The organism is Amycolatopsis sp. cmx-8-4 (genome assembly GCF_046548675.1).
GTDB lineage: Bacteria > Actinomycetota > Actinomycetes > Mycobacteriales > Pseudonocardiaceae > Amycolatopsis.
This window is the reverse complement of the sequence record NZ_JAEBDZ010000002.1, coordinates 1-18682: the sequence shown is the minus strand read 5'-3', so window position 1 is coordinate 18682 and position 18682 is coordinate 1. Positions and strand designations below refer to the sequence as shown.

General features: G+C 67.3%; 19 protein-coding genes and 2 pseudogenes. 7 read left to right on the top strand and 14 right to left on the bottom strand.

The window, feature by feature from the left end:
- Window positions 1–98: 98 nt before the first annotated feature.
- Entirely contained in the window at window positions 99–968 is an 870-nt protein-coding gene (locus ACLJQZ_RS03895; protein ID WP_410618617.1) for a helix-turn-helix domain-containing protein, read from the bottom strand.
- A 72-nt stretch (window positions 969–1040) separates the two neighbouring features.
- Here ACLJQZ_RS03895 and ACLJQZ_RS03890 point away from each other — a divergent pair, with 72 nt between their 5' ends.
- Window positions 1041–1544, top strand: coding sequence for a MarR family winged helix-turn-helix transcriptional regulator (locus ACLJQZ_RS03890; protein WP_410618616.1), 504 nt, complete (start codon window positions 1041–1043; stop codon window positions 1542–1544).
- 579 nt (window positions 1545–2123) lie between these two features.
- Here ACLJQZ_RS03890 and ACLJQZ_RS03885 read toward each other — a convergent pair.
- From ACLJQZ_RS03885 to ACLJQZ_RS03865, 5 genes are all read right to left on the bottom strand, one after another.
- Window positions 2124–2657, bottom strand: coding sequence for a hypothetical protein (locus ACLJQZ_RS03885; protein WP_410619073.1), 534 nt, complete (start codon window positions 2655–2657; stop codon window positions 2124–2126).
- Window positions 2650–2964 (bottom strand): PadR family transcriptional regulator, encoded by a 315-nt coding sequence (locus ACLJQZ_RS03880; protein ID WP_410618615.1) that lies wholly within the window; start codon window positions 2962–2964, stop codon window positions 2650–2652. The genes ACLJQZ_RS03885 and ACLJQZ_RS03880 overlap by 8 nt, the downstream gene beginning before the upstream one ends.
- A 228-nt stretch (window positions 2965–3192) precedes the next feature.
- Window positions 3193–3705: a hypothetical protein gene (locus ACLJQZ_RS03875; protein ID WP_410618614.1), complete on the bottom strand. Its 513-nt coding sequence runs from the start codon at window positions 3703–3705 to the stop codon at window positions 3193–3195.
- 560 nt (window positions 3706–4265) lie between these two features.
- A complete protein-coding gene (locus ACLJQZ_RS03870) occupies window positions 4266–4499 on the bottom strand; it encodes a hypothetical protein (RefSeq protein WP_410618613.1) in 234 nt (77 codons plus the stop codon).
- Window positions 4500–4510: 11 nt separating this feature from the next.
- Window positions 4511–4999, bottom strand: a complete 489-nt coding sequence (locus ACLJQZ_RS03865; protein WP_410618612.1) for a hypothetical protein — start codon at window positions 4997–4999, stop codon at window positions 4511–4513.
- A 1198-nt stretch (window positions 5000–6197) separates the two neighbouring features.
- On the opposite strand from ACLJQZ_RS03865, the gene ACLJQZ_RS03860 reads away from it, so the two are divergent.
- Together ACLJQZ_RS03860 and ACLJQZ_RS03855 are read left to right on the top strand one after the other, a co-directional pair.
- Entirely contained in the window at window positions 6198–7787 is a 1590-nt protein-coding gene (locus ACLJQZ_RS03860) for a pentapeptide repeat-containing protein (protein ID WP_410618611.1), read from the top strand.
- A 754-nt stretch (window positions 7788–8541) separates the two neighbouring features.
- A complete protein-coding gene (locus ACLJQZ_RS03855; RefSeq protein WP_410618610.1) occupies window positions 8542–9294 on the top strand; it encodes a hypothetical protein in 753 nt (250 codons plus the stop codon).
- A 105-nt stretch (window positions 9295–9399) separates the two neighbouring features.
- On the opposite strand, the gene ACLJQZ_RS03850 is transcribed toward ACLJQZ_RS03855, so the two are convergent.
- On the bottom strand, window positions 9400–9756 hold the full coding sequence (locus tag ACLJQZ_RS03850; protein WP_410618609.1) for a hypothetical protein: 357 nt from the start codon (window positions 9754–9756) through the stop codon (window positions 9400–9402).
- A gap of 199 nt (window positions 9757–9955) precedes the next feature.
- Window positions 9956–10285: a hypothetical protein gene (locus ACLJQZ_RS03845; RefSeq protein ID WP_410618608.1), complete on the bottom strand. Its 330-nt coding sequence runs from the start codon at window positions 10283–10285 to the stop codon at window positions 9956–9958.
- Window positions 10286–11180: 895 nt separating this feature from the next.
- Between ACLJQZ_RS03845 and ACLJQZ_RS03840 the strand changes: the two are divergent.
- Window positions 11181–11942: pseudogene (locus tag ACLJQZ_RS03840) on the top strand (NACHT domain-containing protein); the annotation flags it as partial.
- Window positions 11943–12300: 358 nt separating this feature from the next.
- Here ACLJQZ_RS03840 and ACLJQZ_RS03835 read toward each other — a convergent pair.
- Window positions 12301–12423: pseudogene (locus tag ACLJQZ_RS03835) on the bottom strand (transposase); the annotation flags it as partial.
- 455 nt (window positions 12424–12878) lie between these two features.
- Here ACLJQZ_RS03835 and ACLJQZ_RS03830 point away from each other — a divergent pair.
- Window positions 12879–13370 (top strand): hypothetical protein, encoded by a 492-nt coding sequence (locus tag ACLJQZ_RS03830; protein ID WP_410618607.1) that lies wholly within the window; start codon window positions 12879–12881, stop codon window positions 13368–13370.
- A 214-nt stretch (window positions 13371–13584) separates the two neighbouring features.
- On the opposite strand, the gene ACLJQZ_RS03825 is transcribed toward ACLJQZ_RS03830, so the two are convergent.
- The 3 genes from ACLJQZ_RS03825 to ACLJQZ_RS03815 form a co-directional block, all read right to left on the bottom strand.
- A complete protein-coding gene (locus ACLJQZ_RS03825; protein WP_410618606.1) occupies window positions 13585–14823 on the bottom strand; it encodes a PP2C family protein-serine/threonine phosphatase in 1239 nt (412 codons plus the stop codon).
- A 328-nt stretch (window positions 14824–15151) separates the two neighbouring features.
- Window positions 15152–15364, bottom strand: coding sequence for a hypothetical protein (locus tag ACLJQZ_RS03820; RefSeq protein WP_410618605.1), 213 nt, complete (start codon window positions 15362–15364; stop codon window positions 15152–15154).
- A gap of 69 nt (window positions 15365–15433) precedes the next feature.
- Window positions 15434–15697: a hypothetical protein gene (locus ACLJQZ_RS03815; protein ID WP_410618604.1), complete on the bottom strand. Its 264-nt coding sequence runs from the start codon at window positions 15695–15697 to the stop codon at window positions 15434–15436.
- 803 nt (window positions 15698–16500) lie between these two features.
- Here ACLJQZ_RS03815 and ACLJQZ_RS03810 point away from each other — a divergent pair.
- Complete coding sequence (locus tag ACLJQZ_RS03810) at window positions 16501–16833, top strand: MerR family transcriptional regulator (RefSeq protein WP_410618602.1); 333 nt, start codon at window positions 16501–16503, stop codon at window positions 16831–16833.
- A gap of 122 nt (window positions 16834–16955) precedes the next feature.
- Here the strand turns inward: ACLJQZ_RS03810 and ACLJQZ_RS03805 are convergent, their stop codons facing one another.
- Window positions 16956–17393 (bottom strand): hypothetical protein, encoded by a 438-nt coding sequence (locus ACLJQZ_RS03805; RefSeq protein ID WP_410618601.1) that lies wholly within the window; start codon window positions 17391–17393, stop codon window positions 16956–16958.
- Window positions 17394–17823: 430 nt separating this feature from the next.
- On the opposite strand from ACLJQZ_RS03805, the gene ACLJQZ_RS03800 reads away from it, so the two are divergent.
- Window positions 17824–18111, top strand: coding sequence for a hypothetical protein (locus ACLJQZ_RS03800; RefSeq protein ID WP_410618600.1), 288 nt, complete (start codon window positions 17824–17826; stop codon window positions 18109–18111).
- A gap of 258 nt (window positions 18112–18369) precedes the next feature.
- Here the strand turns inward: ACLJQZ_RS03800 and ACLJQZ_RS03795 are convergent, their stop codons facing one another.
- Window positions 18370–18531: a hypothetical protein gene (locus ACLJQZ_RS03795; RefSeq protein WP_410618599.1), complete on the bottom strand. Its 162-nt coding sequence runs from the start codon at window positions 18529–18531 to the stop codon at window positions 18370–18372.
- Window positions 18532–18682: the final 151 nt, after the last annotated feature.

The following is an 18682-nucleotide window of genomic DNA, read 5'->3' as shown; positions in this document are numbered from 1 at the left end:
CACGGCTTCGGCAGCACGACCCGCGAGTCGCGGGGGAGGGGACGCGCCGAAGGTTCCCGTGATCCACACGGACCTCAGGATCGTGGCCGTGGGCTCGATCAGCCTGGGCCGGTTTGGCCCACCCTGACCACAGCCGGCCCGCCGGCGGCGCGGATGACCTCGCCGAGCCGGGCCGCATCGGCCGAGTCCGGCGCCGCGGTGAGGACCACTGCCATCAGGTCATCACCGGGAACGTCGAGCAGGGTGCCGTCGAGCGTGATGTCGCCACCGTCCGGATGCCGGAACGCGGCGCGATTCTCGTAGGCGGAGACCGTTTTCGGGGTGCGCCACAGGTCGTCGAACGGACGGCTCGTGCTCCGCAGCTCGTCGACGAGTTCGCCGAGCGACGTGTCGGCCGGGTAGCGCAGGTACGTGTCACGCAGCCGGGCGACGAGCACGGCCTGGAAACCGGCCCGGTGCTGCTCGGTTCGATCGATCTCCCCGCGTGCGTCGCAGAACGTGCGCCACGCGACGTTCCAGTCCCGGGCGGACCCGCTCGCCGTCCCGCCTCCCAGCGCCATCCACGCACCGTTGACGGCGATGACGTTCCACGCCGCGTCGGTCAGGAACGCGGGGGTGTCGTCGAACCGCTCCAGCAGCCGCATCGCCGCCGCCCCGGCTTCGCGCGGCACCTGCCCGTCGACCGCGGCATAACCGGCGAGTGCGCAGAGCCGCTCGTAGTCCGCCCGTCCGACCCGCAACGCGCGGGCGATGGCGGTCACCACGCCGGCCGACGGGTGACGCCGCCCCTGCTCCAACCGCCGGATGTAGTCCGCGGACACCCCGGCGAGCTCGGCAAGCTCCTCCCGCCGCAGTCCACGGACCCGCCGCCCGTTGCCCCGCGGCCCGCCGACCGGCAGCCCGGCGGCGGCGGGTTCGGTGTGCTCACGCAACCAGCGGACCGCGGACCCCAGGTCGGACAAGGACATGACGCAAGTGTGCAGCAGCGGAGCGTCCGCTTTCGCTCGACCCCTTCGAATTCAAAGCAGTAGGCTCCGGTCATGTCTGACGCACCACCGTCGCTCGACTCCGTGCAGCTGGGCGCCTACTTCGACCTCATCGAGGTGACCAGCCTGCTCCGGCACGCGGTCGAGCAGCAGCTGCGTGAGGCCGGCGATCTCAGCTACGTGCAGTTCCAGCTGCTGGCCCGGCTCGGGGACTCGCCGACGGGCAGCCACCGCATGACCGACCTGGCCGACGGCGTGGTCTACAGCCGCAGCGGCCTGACCTACCAGGCGGGCCTGCTCGAGAAAGCGGGCCTTGTGACGCGCGCCTCGTCTCCGGACGACGAGCGGAGCACCACCGTCACGATCACCGAGGCCGGGCGCGCGCGGCTCACCGAAGTACTGCCCGGGCACATCGAGGTGGTCGGCGGCCTGCTCTTCGAACCGCTTTCACGCGACGACGTCGCGACCCTCGCCGGCCTGTTGGCGCCGGTGCGAGACCACATGCGCTCGACGCCTCCCCGTTCGGCCGCGCCCCGCCGCCGCACGAAGGGAGGCTGAGGGCCCGGTCCCGGGTGGACGGCCGGCATCGAGTCGCCTGGGGACCGAGGCCAACTCGCTCGTCGGCGAGCTCCGGGCGCCCGCACGGCGTGGAGGGAGGTGAGATGGTCGCAGGGTGACGAGAAGTGCTGCGGAGTTCGGCCGCTGGTACGCGGACCGATGAGCGGAGCCGGACTCGATGAGGTGGTCGCACGGCGCAGCGGTTCCCGATCCGCTCAGGCAGCTGCCGCGGGGCTGGATTCGTGAACGTCGAGGTCACCGACAAACCGGCATGGCGTCCGGCCGAACGAGCGCCGTGGACCCGCATCCGGAGTTTCGATCTCCGTTCAACCCCGCTCATCTGCAGCAAAGACGAACGACCGCACATCGGCATGAGAGTGCGTCGCTCACAATTGCAGTAGAGGTGTAACAGTGTGCTTGAGAAGTCGCTTAATCGGTGGTGCGGAGTGACTGCCAGACCGCTGTATTCCGGTCCGACGCACTCAATCCACAGGCTCCGTCGATGTCGCGAACCTGTGCCCGCCTCTTCAGCTGTGTGGGGTCTCGTTCGCGTAAGGCTCGTCAGCCTGACCTGCTTGCTTAGTTGCCAGGCGATCGTCGATGACGTTGTGTCGCGACCTCGAACGCGCAAGCCTGGCAGCGGGTGAGGTGCGCCGACGCTCTGTTCTGGGCAGCAAGAGTCAGCTCGTCATCGACGAGGGCTGCGACGGCGTCCGGAAGCAGATGCGACTCGGGGAGCCCCCAGCCGCGAGGTGCCGCTTCGCGTCCCTCGTCGGATGGGTACGGGCGTTCAGCCTCCTGCTTCGGCTCTCTTCCAGTGGCGTCCTTTTTCCTCGCCGATTTCAGTTTTTTCTCGCGTCGCCTGTCCTGGACCGCCTTGATGCGGCGGGGAAGTCCCTCGATGAGGACGGCTGCGAGGGCGTCGGCGACCCAGAAGGGGCGTGAGAGTCGGGGGACGGCGTAGAGCTCGGCGACAAGTTCGGTGCGGCGTGGGTCCTGTTTGGGATAGAGCCTGACGAGGAGCCGGAGTACGAATCCGGGGGCGAAGCCGTAAAGGGCAAGGGCGACCAGCAGGGTTTGCCAGGAGGCGACGGCGTCGAGCAGCTTAGCCATCGGCCAACCCCAGGCGAGTGTTGCGGGCCTGCGTGGCGACTTCGACGGCGCGGGCCGCGGCCGCAAGCTCGAGCTGACCTTTGTCGGTCAACTCGTAGTACCGCCTTGGCGGCCGCTTCTCGGTGAGAGTGTTGGGGTCTTCCCAGCCATCGGTAACGAGGCCTTCGTTGAGGAAGCGGGTCAGCATCGGGTAGAGGACGCCGGAGGCGACACCGGAGACTTTACCGAGGGAGTAGCCCCAGTGGCGTCCATTGGGATCCTCCAGGAATGCAGCCGCCACGCGGGCGAGCGCCTTCGTCCTCTTCATATCGCTAATCCTACATAGGTAGCCGCCCTAAAGCTATATAGGTAGCTGTGGTCACGCGAGCTCGTCGACATGGGTGCTCGCCCTGCAGCCGCCACCGCGCGGTCCTTCCGTACCGGCAGACGGGTGGCGCCGAACATCCGCTCGTCGGCATGTGCGGACGTGCGCGCACGGTCTACCAGGTCAGCAGGATTTTGCCGAAGGCGGTGTTGTCTTCCATGCTGCGATTTGTCAAGGCTTGGGGTCGACGCCGGATCCGGGGTCGGGGCCTGCCGGAATCCGAAGTTGCGTGCGCACGGCGATGTAGTACTTCTTTTGGTTGTTCATCAATTCGGTGTGCACTGGCTTCCAGGTTTCATCGTGAGGCGTGACTTTCCGCAGTGCGAGCTCTCTGAGGTAGTACACCCCGCGTATCACCTGCCTGCCTGCCTCGATGACTTCGGGTGTTCCAATCAAGGCAACCTGCTCGAAGTCGCTACGCATCTTGGCATGCAGCTCATCGAACCGATCCCGCGATTTGGCGGTTGCCTCCTCCGTTTCGCCATGCGACAGCAACTGTGACAAACGTGCTGCGCCGTCTCGCCCGTCCCTCGCCGAGGCGGCGAACGACGAAAAAACTGCGAAGGCAGGCTCATCCCACCGGTAACGAAGTTTGCGTCTATCGGCCCAGTAGGTCAGAAGGCCGTTGGCGACGAAGCCAAAGACAGCACCGACAAGAACAGTAACTACGGCCGACAGGTTCACTCGGACCCTCCTACGAGTACCGATAGGTGCAACACGACAAGCGCCGATTCCGGTCTTCGCCGCTTAGGTCTTCCGCCATGCTTCGGGCCTGCCTCTGCGAGCGAACGTGTGGCGGTTTCGTGGCGCGTCGGCGGCCGGGCGTCACCACAAGACGGCTGCCACAGCGGCCGCGACAACGGTGACGGCTTCCGCGAGCACCAGCTGACGTTCACTCCAGCGGAGTCGGGTCGGCGCCACCTACTGTTACAGCCCCATCGGAAGGATGAAATCCGTACCGGCTCGAAGCACGGTCCTGCAGTCGAGGGCACCCCGAAAGACCGCGAGCCCCGTTGAACGCATGCTCATCGGCATGAGCGCGCGATCGCGGCAGCGCGGTCAGCGGCAAGAGAGTGTACTGCGCTACCGCCCAATTATCCGATGGGCTTGCCGGCTTACGTTGACTGCCGATCGGTGGGCGGTTGCACCGCTCCGGCCACATCGTAAGAGGATCTTCGGCAGCGACGAAATCCTCGAAGCGATGCAGGCCCGAGCCTGCCGAAGCCCGAGCGGCTCCCGCCGTATCAGGACTTTCGTTGCTCCCGTCGGACCATGTAACGCCAAAGGCCCGCAAAGAACAACCAAGTAAGAACAGCCCCCACCACCGCACTGATCACATTATCCGTACGGAAGCTCCACTGATGCAGACCAGCCTTCACGAGCAGGTCGACGACGAACGCGACCACCAGAAGCAGCAGGAACGGCCACCACGCCAGTGTCCGAAAATATCCGCGCCGCACGATGTTCTCGACATCCACGCCCGCCCCCTTCACTCGCACGAGGCAGCCCGAAGACGCACCAGAGCCCTGCCCACTCTGGTGCGCTCACGCAGGAACACGACTCCGACAACGGCGAAGAAGACGACACCGAGCAAGCCAAGCCAACCACCGGATACCGCCTTGAGCACGCTGAAACCGGCAGCCAGCGAGAGGGCGATCAGCGTGCCCTTCCGACGGCGACGGTGCTGCGCCAGCTGGTAGACCCCCAGCCGAATCGCCGCCGCGCACAGCTGAGGATCGTCCGGCACTCGACCGGTGCGACTGGCCCGGGCAGCGCCGCGGAACTGCTGCCAGGTCAGATCGCTTCCGGCAGCACGCCACATCTCGCGCTCCGAGCGGGCGGTTGCCGGCCCCATCATCGCACCGAACACCATGCCCGCTGCGACGCCGATCACCGTCACCACCCACCACGGGGCTTCGGGCAACGACACCGTCGTCACCACCAGCACGATGCCCGCAGCAAACCCCGCTCCGGACATCACTCCGATCTTCCACGCCCGCCAAGATCCCCCTCGCGTCCCCATTCATCCATCTTCGCCCCATCCGGGTACGACCGCCCAACGACTACGCCCTACGGCCCATTCGGAAGATGGTGCCCAGGTCAAAGCGCTGTGCTGCTCAGGCCTGGTCTGAGATCATCGCCCCGGTGGGGAGACGGCTCGGGCATCGCGGCAACGACCAGGTCGCTGAGGTGCAGTGGCGCGCTATCCGCGACGACGTCGTCCGGGTACGCGCACGAGGCACCGGCTCGTCGCCGGCCGGCAGAGTTTGTGGCGAGCCTGGAGGACGTCCTGTTCCGCCACGCCCCCGGGAGTACCGGCCCGAAGCCGAGACGATCACTCCGCGGTGCCCGAGGCAACCTCCGAACCCGACTTCCTCCGCATCGTCCACGACGGTTGCCCACCTCTTGTATCTCCGCGAAGGGGACCTGCTGCAAGAACGCCGGCCGGGGTGCGGTACCGGGGGCGCCACCGGGTTCGGCCTCGGCACATTGAACAAGGCTATAGGTTCGCCCTACAACAAGTAGCCATTCGGTCTCCTGGTCCGGGTCGGTACCAGCCCGGGCCAGGAGCCGGACCGTCGATCGGAGGGGTGACTGCGGTGCCGGCGAACCGGAAGAGGACGTATCTCGTCAGCGGGCTCTTGGCGCTGGTCGCGGTGGTGTGCGCGGTCGTCGCGGCGACCGCTGGGCCGGCTTACCTGCAGTACGTGGCGATCGGTCCTTCTGCGCGGCCCTCGCTTGCCTGGTCCCCCTGTTGTCCCGCCGGGCGGAGTGACGGGGACGATCTCGCTCCCGATGGTCGTCAGATCAGCAGGAGCTTCGCGATGTGGCCCGTCGACGCGGGTCCTCGTCGTACCCGAAGAACGAACAGCGCGAGGTGGCGCCTGGAGAGGCGGGGTGCCAGGCGCAGGACTTCGGCAGTCCGCTCGTCGACATGACCGGACGTGAACGAGCGATCAGCGGCATGTGCGGACGTCTCAGCGGCGTCCGCGTTGTCTTACTGCGGCTCGGGTGAGAACGACGCGGGCACTGTCCTGCGGGATCGTGGTGCCGGCACCTTCATGTTCATGGTGGTGCTGCACTACTCGCCGGACCAGCGCGCAGAACGGAGCCGCAACCCTGCACCCGGCCGGAGCAGTGACCGTGGGAACGTGTGGTCGTAAAGTAACCGCGATGTGAAGGAACGAAAAGCGATTTCGGACAGCCGCGCTAACGACCAGGGCAGGGCCATGACGCCGTCTGCTGGCGACCTTCCACCGTTGACGCGGGAGAACGGCTTAACCTTCGAAGTTCTGCGATCAAGCACAGTCGTGTGGCTGGCGGTCGTCATGGTCGTGATCGGCGTCGGTGCTGCGGCGTCGCTGGTGCTTGCTTTTGGAAGGGGTGACCCGCGGAACAGCCTGGAGGCGATCAAGACCGCTGGCACAATAGTGGTCGGCTCCGGTGGTGCGGTCGCCCTGTGGCTCGCGGTTCGCCGCCAGCGGACTGCGGAGCTGGCCATCGCACAGAAGGATCGCGAGCTGCGGCAGAAGGACCTCGAGCAGGCGCACACCGCCCGCGAGGCGGTGGAACGGCGGGTCACCGAGCTGTACACGATGGCCGCCGCCCAGCTCGGCTCCGAGCACGCGCACGTGCGGATCGCGGGCGTCTACGCACTGGAACGCCTTGCGCAGAGCAACCCTGATCAGCGCCAGGTCATCGTCAATCTGCTTTGTGCCTATTTGCGCATGCCTCACATCACCGATGACACCGGTTCGACGGATCCCGACCCGGACCGCGAACTGCGCGGAACTCAGGAACGACAGGTTCGGCTGACGGCCCAACGCCTCCTGGCCGCGCACTTGCGGCGAGACCAATCGGGTGACGGGTTCTGGCCTGACATCACACTGGACCTGGTCGGCGCCACTCTCTTCGACTTCGACCTCGACCGCTGCCGTCTGCGCGGCGCCACATTCGACGGTGCCCTGTTCGACGGTCGCGCTGAGCTCAGTCTGGCCGAGTTCACCGGCCCGGTGTCGTTCGACAACGCCCGGTTCACCGGCGGCGCCCGGTTCATCAACACCGTGTGGGCGGAGTCCGCCACCTTCACACGGGTACGGTTCGACCGGGAAGTCAACTTCGAAGAAGCCACATTCCGGTCGAACGCCACCTTCGACTCAGCGCAATTCGAGAAGACCGCCGACTTCGGCGGTACGCGATTCGACTTCGTCTGGTTCGACGACGCGCACTTCGTGAAAGCAGCAATTTTTGACGGTGCGCGGTTCGCGGGCCGTGCTCAGTTCGGTGCCGACAAGTACACCGCACCCCAATTCGACGGTCGAACCTTCTTCCGTGCCGCGCGGTTCGACCAGCACGTGGTTTTCAGTGGCGCTCGGTTCGCCGAGACCGTCTTGTTCGACGACGCGGTCTTCCACGAGTTCGTCGGTTTCAACGACGCGGTTTTCGCGGACAGTGTGATCTTTACCGAGACAAAAATGCTTGCCGAGGCGAGGTTCCGTAGAACCCGCTTCGACGGCCAAGCTCTGTTCGGGGGTTCTGAGTTCGGCCGACATGCCAACTTCGACAACGCCCTGTTCGGCGGGGAGGTCAGCTTCAGCAAGGTGACGTTCACCGGCACCGCCACCTGCGAGGGCGCATATGCCCGCCTGGATGTGGACGACCTCCGCATCTGGCCAAACGCCTGGCTGCTCGCCACACCGCCGACCCCGGACATGAAACGGCTGCCTGACCTGCCTGGCCGCTGGGGCCGCCTGTACGACCGGTAACGACCTCAATCCCTTGACCCAACCAGATATGGTCCCGAGGATGTGGCCGACGGTGGCGCCGAACGTCCGCTCATCGGCATGAGCGCGCGCTGGGCCTGCGGAGCGCTCTTGTCGTGACCGTTGGCTACAGTGCAGGTCATGGCCGACGGTCTGCATCGTGTCCTGATCGGGATGGCTGCGAACCCGGCTGCCCCGCTTGATGTTCTGGTGCGGCTCACGGCTGTTCGAGCCGCGGCGGTGGAGATCGCGTGGCGGCAGCGGGATCTGCCGGACACCGTGGTGGAACGACTGCTGGACAGCGGCGATCCGACCATCGCGCTGGCCTTGGATTCGCCAAGCCAAGCCAATCCGAGACGACCCGGCAACGGATCGCGGCGCACCCGGACGTCGAGGTCCGGTGTGCGCGCAGCAGATTCGTCGAACACTCCATCCGGGCCGGCACTCGGGTCATGCCCGATGACCTCGCCGGATACGCGGGTCCGGGCGGACTCGTCGGGCTTGCCGATCACGAGGACCCCGTGCTGCGCGCGGCGGTCGCCAGGACGTGGGACGCCATGCCGGTCGCGTTGCGGCGGGAACTGCTCGCCGATCCTGATCCGCGTGTCCGCAAGGCCGCGGCGGGCTTTCCGCACCCGCCTGCCCCCGCCGATATGCACGCCGGGCTGCTGGTCGACGACGCCACCCGTGGCGAGGTGGCGTCCTACGCCGCGCTGACGGCACAGGCGGTGCGGAGTGTTCGGCGGGCGACGAGGAGTTGCGCGCCGAAGTGGCGATCAACCCGACCCTCCCAGCCGAGGCCCGCGACCGGCTGGCGGAAGACCCGAGCCCGTACGTGCGCTCACGTGTCCTCCTCCGCGAAGGCCTGCCGGAGGACCGCCGCAGACGATTGCACGCGGCATTGCTCGCCGAACGGGAGGACGCGTTCGGCGAGGTCACGATCGCCTTGACGGTGCTCGACCACGACGAGCCCTCCTGGCTGCCCGCCCGGCCGCTCGCCGAGCGCATCGCTTACCTCGACTCGCCGATCCCGTGCTTCCGGCGGTGCGCCGCGAGGTCTGCGGACCTGCCCGCGGACGTGGTGCGACGGCTCCACACTCACGAGGACGTCACGGTGCGGCGGATCGTGGCACGCCGACCCGATACACCGGCAGATGTGCTCGAACGCCTGGTCAGCGAACACGGCGAGAGTCCCAAGGAGCGGCCAGGTCACACGGAGCACCCGAACTTCCCGACGGAGGCTTTCGCCGGACTGGCGAAAGCCGATGACCCTCGTCGACGCGTACTCGCCACGGAAGACACCGACCTGCCGGCCGAGTTGATCGCGGCCCTGGCACAGGACACCGAGGCGTTCGTGCGCGCTGCCGCCGCTCGTCATCGGCGCATCCCCCTGCCATTGCTGGAGATCCTGCTGACCGATGACTCTCTCGAGGTCGTCAAGGCAGCTGGTGCGAACCCGGCGCTTCCCGCCGACCGCATGCGCGCACTGCTCGACCGAGCCGGACTGTAGCGCCGGGATCCCCGCCTGGCTCGGCAGATCGTCGTCTGCGCCGTACATGCCCGCTATTCGGCACGGGCTCGGCGTGACGCGCGAGGGGCCGCACGGTCATGGCCGTCATCGCGATCGAGACCGCCACCACCGGAGTCGGACTCCGGGTGCGGTGACCAGTGCAGCGGCCGCATACCCTCCGGCCGTCAGGGCCAGCAGCGACACGGCGTTGAGCTGTCCGTCGCGCACGTCGAGGTCAAGCCAGAGCGGATCCAGCAGATGCCACATCGCCACCACGGGAACGGGAGCGAGCAGGGCGACCAGCCCCGCCCGTTCCAACCTTGCCGCCCACAGCAGCGGCCAGGCCGCCAACGCCCCGGCCGGCAACCCCAAGACCACGATGCTCAAGGCCCCCAGCTCGGCGCGTGACAGGGCCGCGTCCAAGGAAGCCGTCTTCATCACCGTCAGCCAGACCAGCCCCAACCCTCCGCCCACCACCGCGGCCGCCCCACACCGCCGGGCTCGCCGTTGCCTGCTTGGCCGGGGCCCCGCCGGCACGCCATGGTGATCATCCACGCCGAGAACGGTAGGCCGTTCCCGGCCTGCGGCACCATGAGTAGGACTACCCGATCTCTCCTGGACCGGTCTCCGGACGCGACCGTCCGCCCCCGGCAATGCTCGATCAGCGGCATGATCGAACGTCGACGGCGTTGGTGTCGCCCCCTGTCAGCGCCAGGCAGCCGCGCGTGATGATCGGCGCCGAGAACGCGGCCTGCGCCGGATCGGTGAGTAACGGCAGCACGGTGTTGAGCTCTGCCAGACAGGACGCGATTGCTGCGCGTCGCCACGCTCCGAGCCGACCGCCGCTGGACAACCACGAACTGATGCAACCCGCGGTGTGAGCGTCGAGCAGGACCATGTCGATGGCGGCGATTTCAGCACCGCGTAAAGTAGGCGGAAAGGGTGCGCGCACGTGCGCGTCCCATAGCCGTGCAACCTCGTCTGCCGCCACAGTGGCCTCCCGCCGAGCAGCGGGCAAGCGCGCCGCTGCCCTGACAGCTCTCCGACGAATCTCATCATGAGCGCGCGATCACGCATAGTAGTCGAGCGTGTAACGCCGATGGAGCCCGGCGCGACTAATCAGCACGCCTACGCGGAGGAAATTGGTCCGGGCATGAAGTGTGGGGGAACAGAGTGACCGACCTTATCGAGGCAAGCGCCGGTGAACACTCCGTGCTTGACGTCGTTTTCGTGCACGGCCTCGACGACGACACCCGCAAAGCTGGTCAGGCAAGTCGAACACGACGTTTTGGCCCGAGTGGTTGGCCCAGGACGTCCCCGGGCCGAGCGTCTGGTCACTCGGCTACGACGCGGCTTCGAGCAGCCACACCAGCAGCGAACGACTCCACGGCTCCGTCCACTCCGGCACCCTGGCCTGCCGCCATGACCTCGCCGACGCCGAAGCCACATTCGGCGGGCATCATTCCACTACCAAGATCCTCCGGTCCAACGTGCGCCGTGTACAACAGGAACGTCAATGAACGGAAACGCGCCTGCACGAGCGAAGTGGCTTACGCGCGCTCATCGGCATGAGCGAGTGCCTGCCTGGCACAGCGGCGGACTCGCGGCATTTGAGGTTGGTCGGCGTGGAGCGGCCGCGGTCCCGAAGATCACCGCAGCAGGCCGGACTTCGTGCTCACGGTTCGCCTCCCGTCCGGGTTGTCCGGTGTTCGCGTGTGCCGGGATGATGCTCGGGTGAGACGGGGAACGTCCCGGGGGCGCGGGTCGTGGCGCTCGGAGGTTTCCTGGGGCTGGTGGCGATTCTGGCCGCACTTGGTGTCGCTTTGAAGACCGGCGATCTCGCGACCACAGCGAACTGGGCCCAGCTCTTGTCGGTGGTCTTGGCCATGCCGACGCTGGTGGTTCCCTTGTGGCTGTGGTGGCGCCGGAGCGCGAGACCGCCGGCGGGAGCCGTGGTGGGGATGGGCGGCGTGAAAGACGTGCTGGCCGGGCTGGTGGCGGATCAGTGGCGTGGGGAAGCCAAGCTGCGGTCGCTGGATGTTCCCCACCCGATTCCGGTGCGGTGGCGCGTCACTCACGAACACGACGTGCTGGATCACCATGCCAATCTGCCTCCGGCGGCCATGCTTTTCGCCGCGACCAGCGAAGACATCGGCACGTTGACAGCGAAGTTCCGGACGATGCGGCGACGCCGGCTGGTCGTCCTCGGTGGTCCTGGCAGCGGGAAGACCACTCTGGCCGTGCAGCTGCTTCGCGGGCACGGACACGAGGATGAACCGGTGCCGGTCCTGTTGTCGGTGGCCGGCTGGGACACCGTCGCCTTCCCGCGGTTGCACGACTGGATCGCCCTCCGGCTTTCCGAGGACTACCCGGCGCTGCGTGCACCCGATTTCAGTCCGGACACGCCGCGGATGCTGGCTGTCCGACGCCAGATCCTGCCGGTGCTGGACGGTTTCGACGAGCTACCAGAGCCGGCCAGGGCTGCGGTGATCACGGCGCTGAACCGGTCCATGGACGGTGATGACCAGCTCATCCTCACCAGTCGCACCACCGAGTTCACCGCCGCGGTCGGCGCCGCCGGTGTCCTGGTCTCGGCGATGGTCATCGAGCCTGACCCGCTTGAGCCCGAAGCCGCTGCCGACTACCTCCAACGATGTCTGCCCCAGCCGCGCCTGCCCGGAGAGGAATGGGGGGAGATCCTCGCCGGTTTGCGTTCGAGGTCCGGAGCGGGCGCTTCCGCGGCTGTGGCCGAGATCGCGGCCACGCCACTCGGGTTGTGGCTGCTGCGCAGCGTCTACCTCACCCCCGGAGCCGACGCCGGAAGACCCGACGCGGCCGAGCTGCTGCCGTCCGGCTCGTTCACCACGGTGGCAGCCTTGCGAGCCCACCTTTTCGACCTTCTCATTCCCACACTCATCAGCACGCGCCGCCCCGGCGAGGACCCGGCAACCCTTTCCTGCCCCGCCGTCATTGGGACCCGGCGCAGGTTCGGGCCTGGCTGGGGTACATGCCTGGATCGATGCCCAGCTCGCGGGCGACCTCGGAGATCGTGCGGCCGGAATCGATCACGCGGTGAGCAGCCTCGACCTTGTACTCCGCCGGATACGACCGGCGCTTGCGAGGAGGCATGAAGACATCCTTCCAGCAGGACAGCTGGTCCTGCTAACTCGGTGTCCACTACCCGGGGGAACCTCAAGCGGCGGCGTCGTCCGCGTTCGGTGCGATCACCGGTGGTGTCGGTGGCAAGATCTCGAAGGCGATCAAGGCCGTCAAGCGCTTCGGCGGCAAGATCGACCACGTGAAGCAGGCCGGCCATATTCGCGGAACGACCGAGTACGCGAACCGGATCAAGACCCGCAAGGGTGAGAACTCCGCGTTCTTCTTCGGACATCGTTGGGCCAACTTCCGTACCCGGCTCGGAGCGGCGTTTGGCCGGGCGGCGAAGAACTCCCCGCACATCCGTAAACTCAGGTGCCCTATCCCGTCGGCCGGAGCCGGTGGGGGCAGCGGCAGTGGACAGTACGGGTGAGCCACGGTAAGCAGGGAATGCACGGTTCACCGTGGCATTAGGGACAGGCGATCGCATGGAAGAGTTCCCCGGCTACGCGCGCCGGGCATACGGCGACTTGCGGAAGCCAAACTATGGCTTCTTCTCGCAGGCACTGCGTGATCGGCCCTGGGAACCCTTGGTGGAACGGTTACGAAGGTTCTTACGTGTGGAGGACTGGACCGACCGTGAGGACGATGTCAGTTTCTCGTACGAGATGCAGGTGGGTCGGAGTTCACCGGCCTGGTCTCTGTGGTTGTCGGCGGTGGGGCCGTTCGCGTTGTTGGCCTACAGTTCGACGGGCGGGGAGTTGCTTCGGTCCGATGTGGTCGTCGACGTCGGTCCGGAGGCGCCCCCGGAAGGAACAGAAGTCGTTACATTGCTCCGGGACGCCGGTGTTCGCTTGCTGAGCGCAGACGAGGTCGAAACGACGGTGGACGGCTTCCGTCCGTGGGACGGCCGCTTTCCTGTTTCCTTGTTCGTGGTGCTGTTCGGCGATACAGACGTTCCGTGGTGGCACGCGTCGTAGGCCGGGAAATGATCGTCCATGGCGGCCCGCGTCCGGTGTTTCGGGCCGCCATGGGGTGGAAGACACCTCGCCGTCCGAGGGATGTTCGCGGAGCACAAGAGCTATAAGTCAGGCGGCCGAGACATGTCCAACCCGCTGTCGGGGCAGGCAAGACGGCGCCCGCTCGACCGCGGCCGTGGGCGGCGTGGCGGCGCGATCGGAAGATGTGGAGATGCTAGGCGGGCGAGGCGGTGTCCGTGTCGGCGCCGTTGTCGGCCTGGCGTTCGGTGCGTTCGGTTCCGTGCCAGTCCAGGCACAGCACGGTGGCGTCGTCCTGGAGTTGACTGCGGCAGGCGTACCGCACCGCCCTGGTCACCGCCCGCACCGCTTCGCGGGCGTGGAGCCCCGCGGTGTCGCGGATCACCGCGGGCAGGTCGACGTCGGCGGCGTCGCGTTCGAACATGCCGTCGGTGATCAGCACCAGCCGGTCACCGGGGCGCAGGTCCAGCCGTTGCACCTGGTACTGGTGCGGCTTGAAGCCGAAGAGCAGGTCGACCTCCAGCTCGATCGGCTCCACCACACCGTCACGCAGCAGCAGCGGCGCGGGATGTCCCGCGTTGACCAGCTCGACCCCTCCCGTGTGCAGGTCCACGCGCAGCAGCAACCCAGTCGCCACTGACATCTCGCTGCGGTCCAGCATTGCCTGGTTGGCTTGGCGGGCCTGCTCCGCCAGGTCACGACCGGCTCGGCGGGCTCCGCGCAGCGCCCCGACCAGCAGGGTCGCGATCAGTGCCGAGGTCACATCGTGACCCACGGCGTCGGTCATCGACAGGTGCAGGGTGTTGCGGTCCACGGTGTAGTCGTAGGTGTCGCCGCCGATGTCGTCGGCGGGCACCAGGGCGCCGGCGACGGTGAACTGGGCGGCCTCGCAGCAGGACGCCGAGGGCAGCAGCTGGTGCTGGATCTCCGCGGCCAGGCTCATCGGGGTGGTGCGCCGGCCGACGAGGTAGCGGTCGGTGAAGCGGCGGTCGGTGATGATGACGTACGCCAGTGCGTGCGCGGCTTCGCTCAGGTGCGCTAGCACCTTCTGGTCGCAGAAGGGCACGGTCACCTCCAGGACACCGATGCAGTCGCCGCGGTTGGTCACCGGCAGCACCACCCGCGCCCCGTCGTCGTTGCGTTCCTGCCAGGGCTGCTGGGTGCGCAGCACCCCCTCGTAGTCGCTGTCGCGCAGTTCGACCGGCTCCGGGTCGCGTCCGTCCGGGTCCCGCGCGGTCGAGGTCAGCCGCACCAGGTGTTCCTCGACGAGATCTACCAGCAGGAAGGAGACGTCGAAGGCACCCAGTCGCTTGGCCAGGTCGCGCGCGACGACCTCGACCGACTCCACCGGCGGTGCGCTCTCGGCCGCCGCCAGCACATCACCCGGTCCCAGCACCCCACCGTCCACAGCCACCTCCGACCAGTGCGAGCTCACACAACCTCATCATCCACACCGCCCCGCCGCAGCGCGAACGAGGTGTGGTGCGACGGGGTTCACCGCGGCCGCCGCTGACGACGGGACCGATCCTGCCCCGGCGCCGGAATGTCAGTGCTGCTGGTCGGGTCCTCGCGCTGCGATGTCCGCGGCCTCCCGGGCCGCCCAGGCCGGCGCAGGTGCACGAGGAGGCCGTCCAACCGGTCACGGTCGGCTCGGGCGATACCGCGCATCTCCTCGACCGCCGCATCCGTAACGCGAGCGAACTCGACCTGCGCCGCAGCCACGACCGCGAGTGCCGCGACACGCTCCCCGGCGTGGCGGCCGCTCACGCGGCATCCCGGGCAGCGGAGAGCCGCCGGGCCGCGGCGGCCTGAGCGGCGAGCAGGTCCCTACCGCGGGCCTCGGCGACGACACTCTCCGCGGTACCGACCGCGATCTGGTGCGCCAGCGTGCGCTGCTTGGTCTCGGCCAGCCGCTCCGGTACACCTGGGTCGGTGATCCGGTCCCGCTCGGGACCACCCTCGGACGGCTCGGTCATGATCACCACGTTTCCTGTCGCGTGGGCAGCGCGTGTCCCGTGTCGTTCACCGTGTCGGCTCGTCGGGTGTCAGGCGCCGAGCCGGTTGTAGATGCGCCCGGCCAGCGACGCGGCCAGCTGGTTCACCGCGCCCAGCGGGTCGAGCTGGGCGAACTGCCCGAGCAGCTCCGCCGCCGCGTAGGCCTCGGCCTCCGACAGCACGGCCGCGCACCGCTCCCGCCGGCCCCGCTCCAGCAACCGTGTCAAGGCTTCGGCGTATTCGGCCATGTCACGCACTCCGACCAGGCCGTATCGCTCGTCCAGCGGGCTCTGCTGCGTGATGTCGTCGCTCATGGCCCTGCGTGCTCCTCGTCACCCGTTCGACTGTCTTCAGAAAATCTATGCCGCCCGGAGTAGACATTCAATGACCGACGTGTGTAGTGTTCTGCTCATACCGAGAGAGACAACGTCAAGCAGGCGCGGGAGATGACGTAACTACCCGCGAGGTGAGACAAGACGGTCAGGCAGCACGGAGCCGATCAAGGGAACAAGGTTTCGGCTGGTGACCGGGAGCAGTACTCCAGGACCGGGTCGTGAAGAAGGTTCGACCGAGCAGTACCGGTCCGGAGTGGACGTGTAGGACGCGGGCAGAGGACGTGTGCCCGTGAAGCTGAGTATGTACAGCAGTTGCGGTATCGCTAGGTGAAGTTCAGCAAGATCAGTAGTTGTTGTGTGTAAGTGCAGTGGCAGGACATGTCAGGTGGCCGGGGCCGATCAGTGAACGGGGCTCCGGGCAGTGACCAGCGGCGTCAGCGTGCTGGGACCGATCGGTGGAAGGGTTCCGGCAGTGATGTCCGCAGCAAGCGAAGTAGCAGTGGCAGTAACTGGTAAGTGGAAAACACAGGAGAGAAGGGAACGGGAGCATCATTGGATCGCCCGCAGCGGCCAGGCAGTAGTGCTGCGCGGGTGCCGCAGTTCCATCGAGTTCGGAGGTGGTGCTCGGTCACGAGTAAGCGATCCCCGCACGATCCGGTTTTTCGTCGGATGCGGGTGCAGGACGCTGGCGGTCGCGCCGGTTGACAATGGTGAAGATCCCTATCCTTGAGGACCCCGGGTGCCGCGGTGGCACCCGGGGTCCTCTGTGACGTGGAGGCGGAATGATCCCTGATCAGCAAGGCCCGGTCACGTCCAGCGGGGCCGGCAAGTTCGATGACGAGCAGTACCCCGGTTACACGATGGGCCGGGCCGCCGACATGCTCGGCACCACCCAGGGTTTCCTGCGCAGTCTCGACGAAGCCGGTCTGATCATTCCGCAACGTTCGGCGGGTGGGCATCGCCGCTACTCCCGGCACCAGTTGCGGTTGGCCGCGCGGGTGCGGGAGCTGGTCGATGGGGGTACCGCCATCGACGCCGCCTGCCGCATCATCACTCTCGAAGACCAGCTCCACGAGGCTCAGCGCCGCAACGCCAAGCTTCCCGTCGGCGGCTGAATTCCCGAGTCGGCACGCGGCCCTGGCGCCGTGTGCCGATCGACAGCCCAAGCCACAATCGTCCTTGGCCATCGCGCGGACGGTCCGACCATCGGCGCCTGTTACTCGCCACCGCACCCCGATTAGACAAGGCCTGATGGCGTCGCGCGTGCCAGCCGACCCCGACCTGAGCATCTCCACTCTGCATGGATTCCTTGTCGCGGTGGCCCAGGTACCGCGACGGTGGCAAGGCGGCGGTCAGGGCTGCTTTGAGGTCCAGCGCAGCGCAGTGCCTGGTGCAACACCGTGATCAGCTTTTCGTCGTCGGCGTAGGACGCGGTCTCGCCGATCGGCAGCCAGAGTTCGCTGTCAGTGCTGTCACCGCAGATGCGGGAGACCAGGATTCCGGTGTAGGACACGCCGGTGTGGTCGGCGGTGTCCGTCGACGCGTCGATTCCGGTGGACTGGGGGTCGAGGGTGACGCTGCGGTGTTGGGAATGCAGGGTGACCCGTCGCGGATGATCGGTCATGACGGTGCAACTTCTTGTGATGGCGGCGGACGAGAAGGTGGCGGGCTGCATGCTTGGAATGAAGATCGCGTCGGCGTTCCCGCTGGTTACAGCGGTTAGGGGCGACCGCAAGTGTTTCCCCCTCGCGGGGGAGGGTGCTGTCTGCCGAACATCGTGTGCGAAAGGAACCATCGCGACGTGCTCGGAACTGTGGGCAAACGAGCAATATCGTGCCGTTATGAACGCTGCCGTACGGGTAAGTGGGGGGCCCGGGGCCGGATACAAGCGGTCGGACGGCACTCGTCACGATCAGCCGGTCTACCCACGCCATAGGCGCCGACACTCGTTCACTCGGTCGAGTGATAAAGCTTGATCATTTGGGTGACGCTTTGTGTCTGCCGGTAACCCATATGGCTGTCGCGGCGACCTTCAGGGCAGCACCGTGGCCGCGCGGCGTCACAGGAGACGCCGCCCGGGTGGTGAGGAAGGAGGCCATCCGTCGATGATTGCGGATCCTGCACGTCGGCTCGGCCTGACCCCCTGGGCCTGCTCCGCCCGGCATGACCGGCGCGCCCACTCGGACCGGCTGCGGCGGCTGACTTTCCTGCTGCTCGCCGCGGCCGCGGTCGTGCCTGCCGACATGATCGCCGGGACCCTCGCCCCCGTCCTCGCCGGGGCGGCGGCGGTGGCCGCCGCGCTGGTGCTTGTCGCGATCTGGCGGTGGCGTCACCGTACCCGCCAGATCGAGCAGATCCTCTCCGACGAACTCGACCACCGCCACCGCACCTGACCGGTCGCGTTTCTCGGCCGCGACATAGGGCGGCAAAACGCCATGAGGCTTCCCGAGGGGTTGGTCGTCGGAAGTCGAGTGTGGCGAGGAGGTCGATGGCTAGCGTTGGCGACAGCGGTTGGTGCTACCTGCGGCTCGACCACGCCGCTGGGGACCGGATTGCTCGGTTGCGCCGACGCCCGCCCGCCAGCTGATGCACCTCGTCCAGTCGCTGGAACCGTACTCGTTCAGATGCAGCTGGCCTTGACTTTCGCGCTGCTACCCGGTGGCTGGAAACGCCCAGCCGCTCGCCTGCGCCGCGGCGCGCTTATCGTGCTCGGAAAGCAGGTCAATGCTGGCCAGCCGGGCAAGATCGTCGGTGATCCGCCGGTGCAGATCCGTGGCAGCCAACCTGAGTTGGGCCAGCTCGGCCAGGGTCACCTTCTGAGTCCCTGCCGCTCCTGACTGGACCGTTCCCGGTTCGGTGGACACGGGGTGAGGGTCGCCCGGTCCTTCGGGAGACATGAGTATGGGTTCGACACGCCGCCGATTTACCGAGGAGTACAAGGCGCAGGCGGTAGCGTTCGTCATC

What these genes read in the sequence shown, in the direction of transcription:
- ACLJQZ_RS03895 (WP_410618617.1), bottom strand. Translation starts at nt 968, where the DNA reads ATGTCCTTGTCCGACCTGGGGTCCGCGGTCCGCTGGTTGCGTGAGCAC.
- ACLJQZ_RS03890 (WP_410618616.1), top strand. Translation starts at nt 1,041, where the DNA reads ATGTCTGACGCACCACCGTCGCTCGACTCCGTGCAGCTGGGCGCCTAC.
- ACLJQZ_RS03885 (WP_410619073.1), bottom strand. Translation starts at nt 2,657, where the DNA reads ATGGCTAAGCTGCTCGACGCCGTCGCCTCCTGGCAAACCCTGCTGGTC.
- ACLJQZ_RS03880 (WP_410618615.1), bottom strand. Translation starts at nt 2,964, where the DNA reads ATGAAGAGGACGAAGGCGCTCGCCCGCGTGGCGGCTGCATTCCTGGAG.
- ACLJQZ_RS03865 (WP_410618612.1), bottom strand. Translation starts at nt 4,999, where the DNA reads ATGTCCGGAGCGGGGTTTGCTGCGGGCATCGTGCTGGTGGTGACGACG.
- ACLJQZ_RS03830 (WP_410618607.1), top strand. Translation starts at nt 12,879, where the DNA reads ATGGAAGAGTTCCCCGGCTACGCGCGCCGGGCATACGGCGACTTGCGG.
- ACLJQZ_RS03820 (WP_410618605.1), bottom strand. Translation starts at nt 15,364, where the DNA reads ATGACCGAGCCGTCCGAGGGTGGTCCCGAGCGGGACCGGATCACCGAC.
- ACLJQZ_RS03815 (WP_410618604.1), bottom strand. Translation starts at nt 15,697, where the DNA reads ATGAGCGACGACATCACGCAGCAGAGCCCGCTGGACGAGCGATACGGC.
- ACLJQZ_RS03810 (WP_410618602.1), top strand. Translation starts at nt 16,501, where the DNA reads ATGATCCCTGATCAGCAAGGCCCGGTCACGTCCAGCGGGGCCGGCAAG.
- ACLJQZ_RS03805 (WP_410618601.1), bottom strand. Translation starts at nt 17,393, where the DNA reads ATGCAGCCCGCCACCTTCTCGTCCGCCGCCATCACAAGAAGTTGCACC.
- ACLJQZ_RS03800 (WP_410618600.1), top strand. Translation starts at nt 17,824, where the DNA reads ATGATTGCGGATCCTGCACGTCGGCTCGGCCTGACCCCCTGGGCCTGC.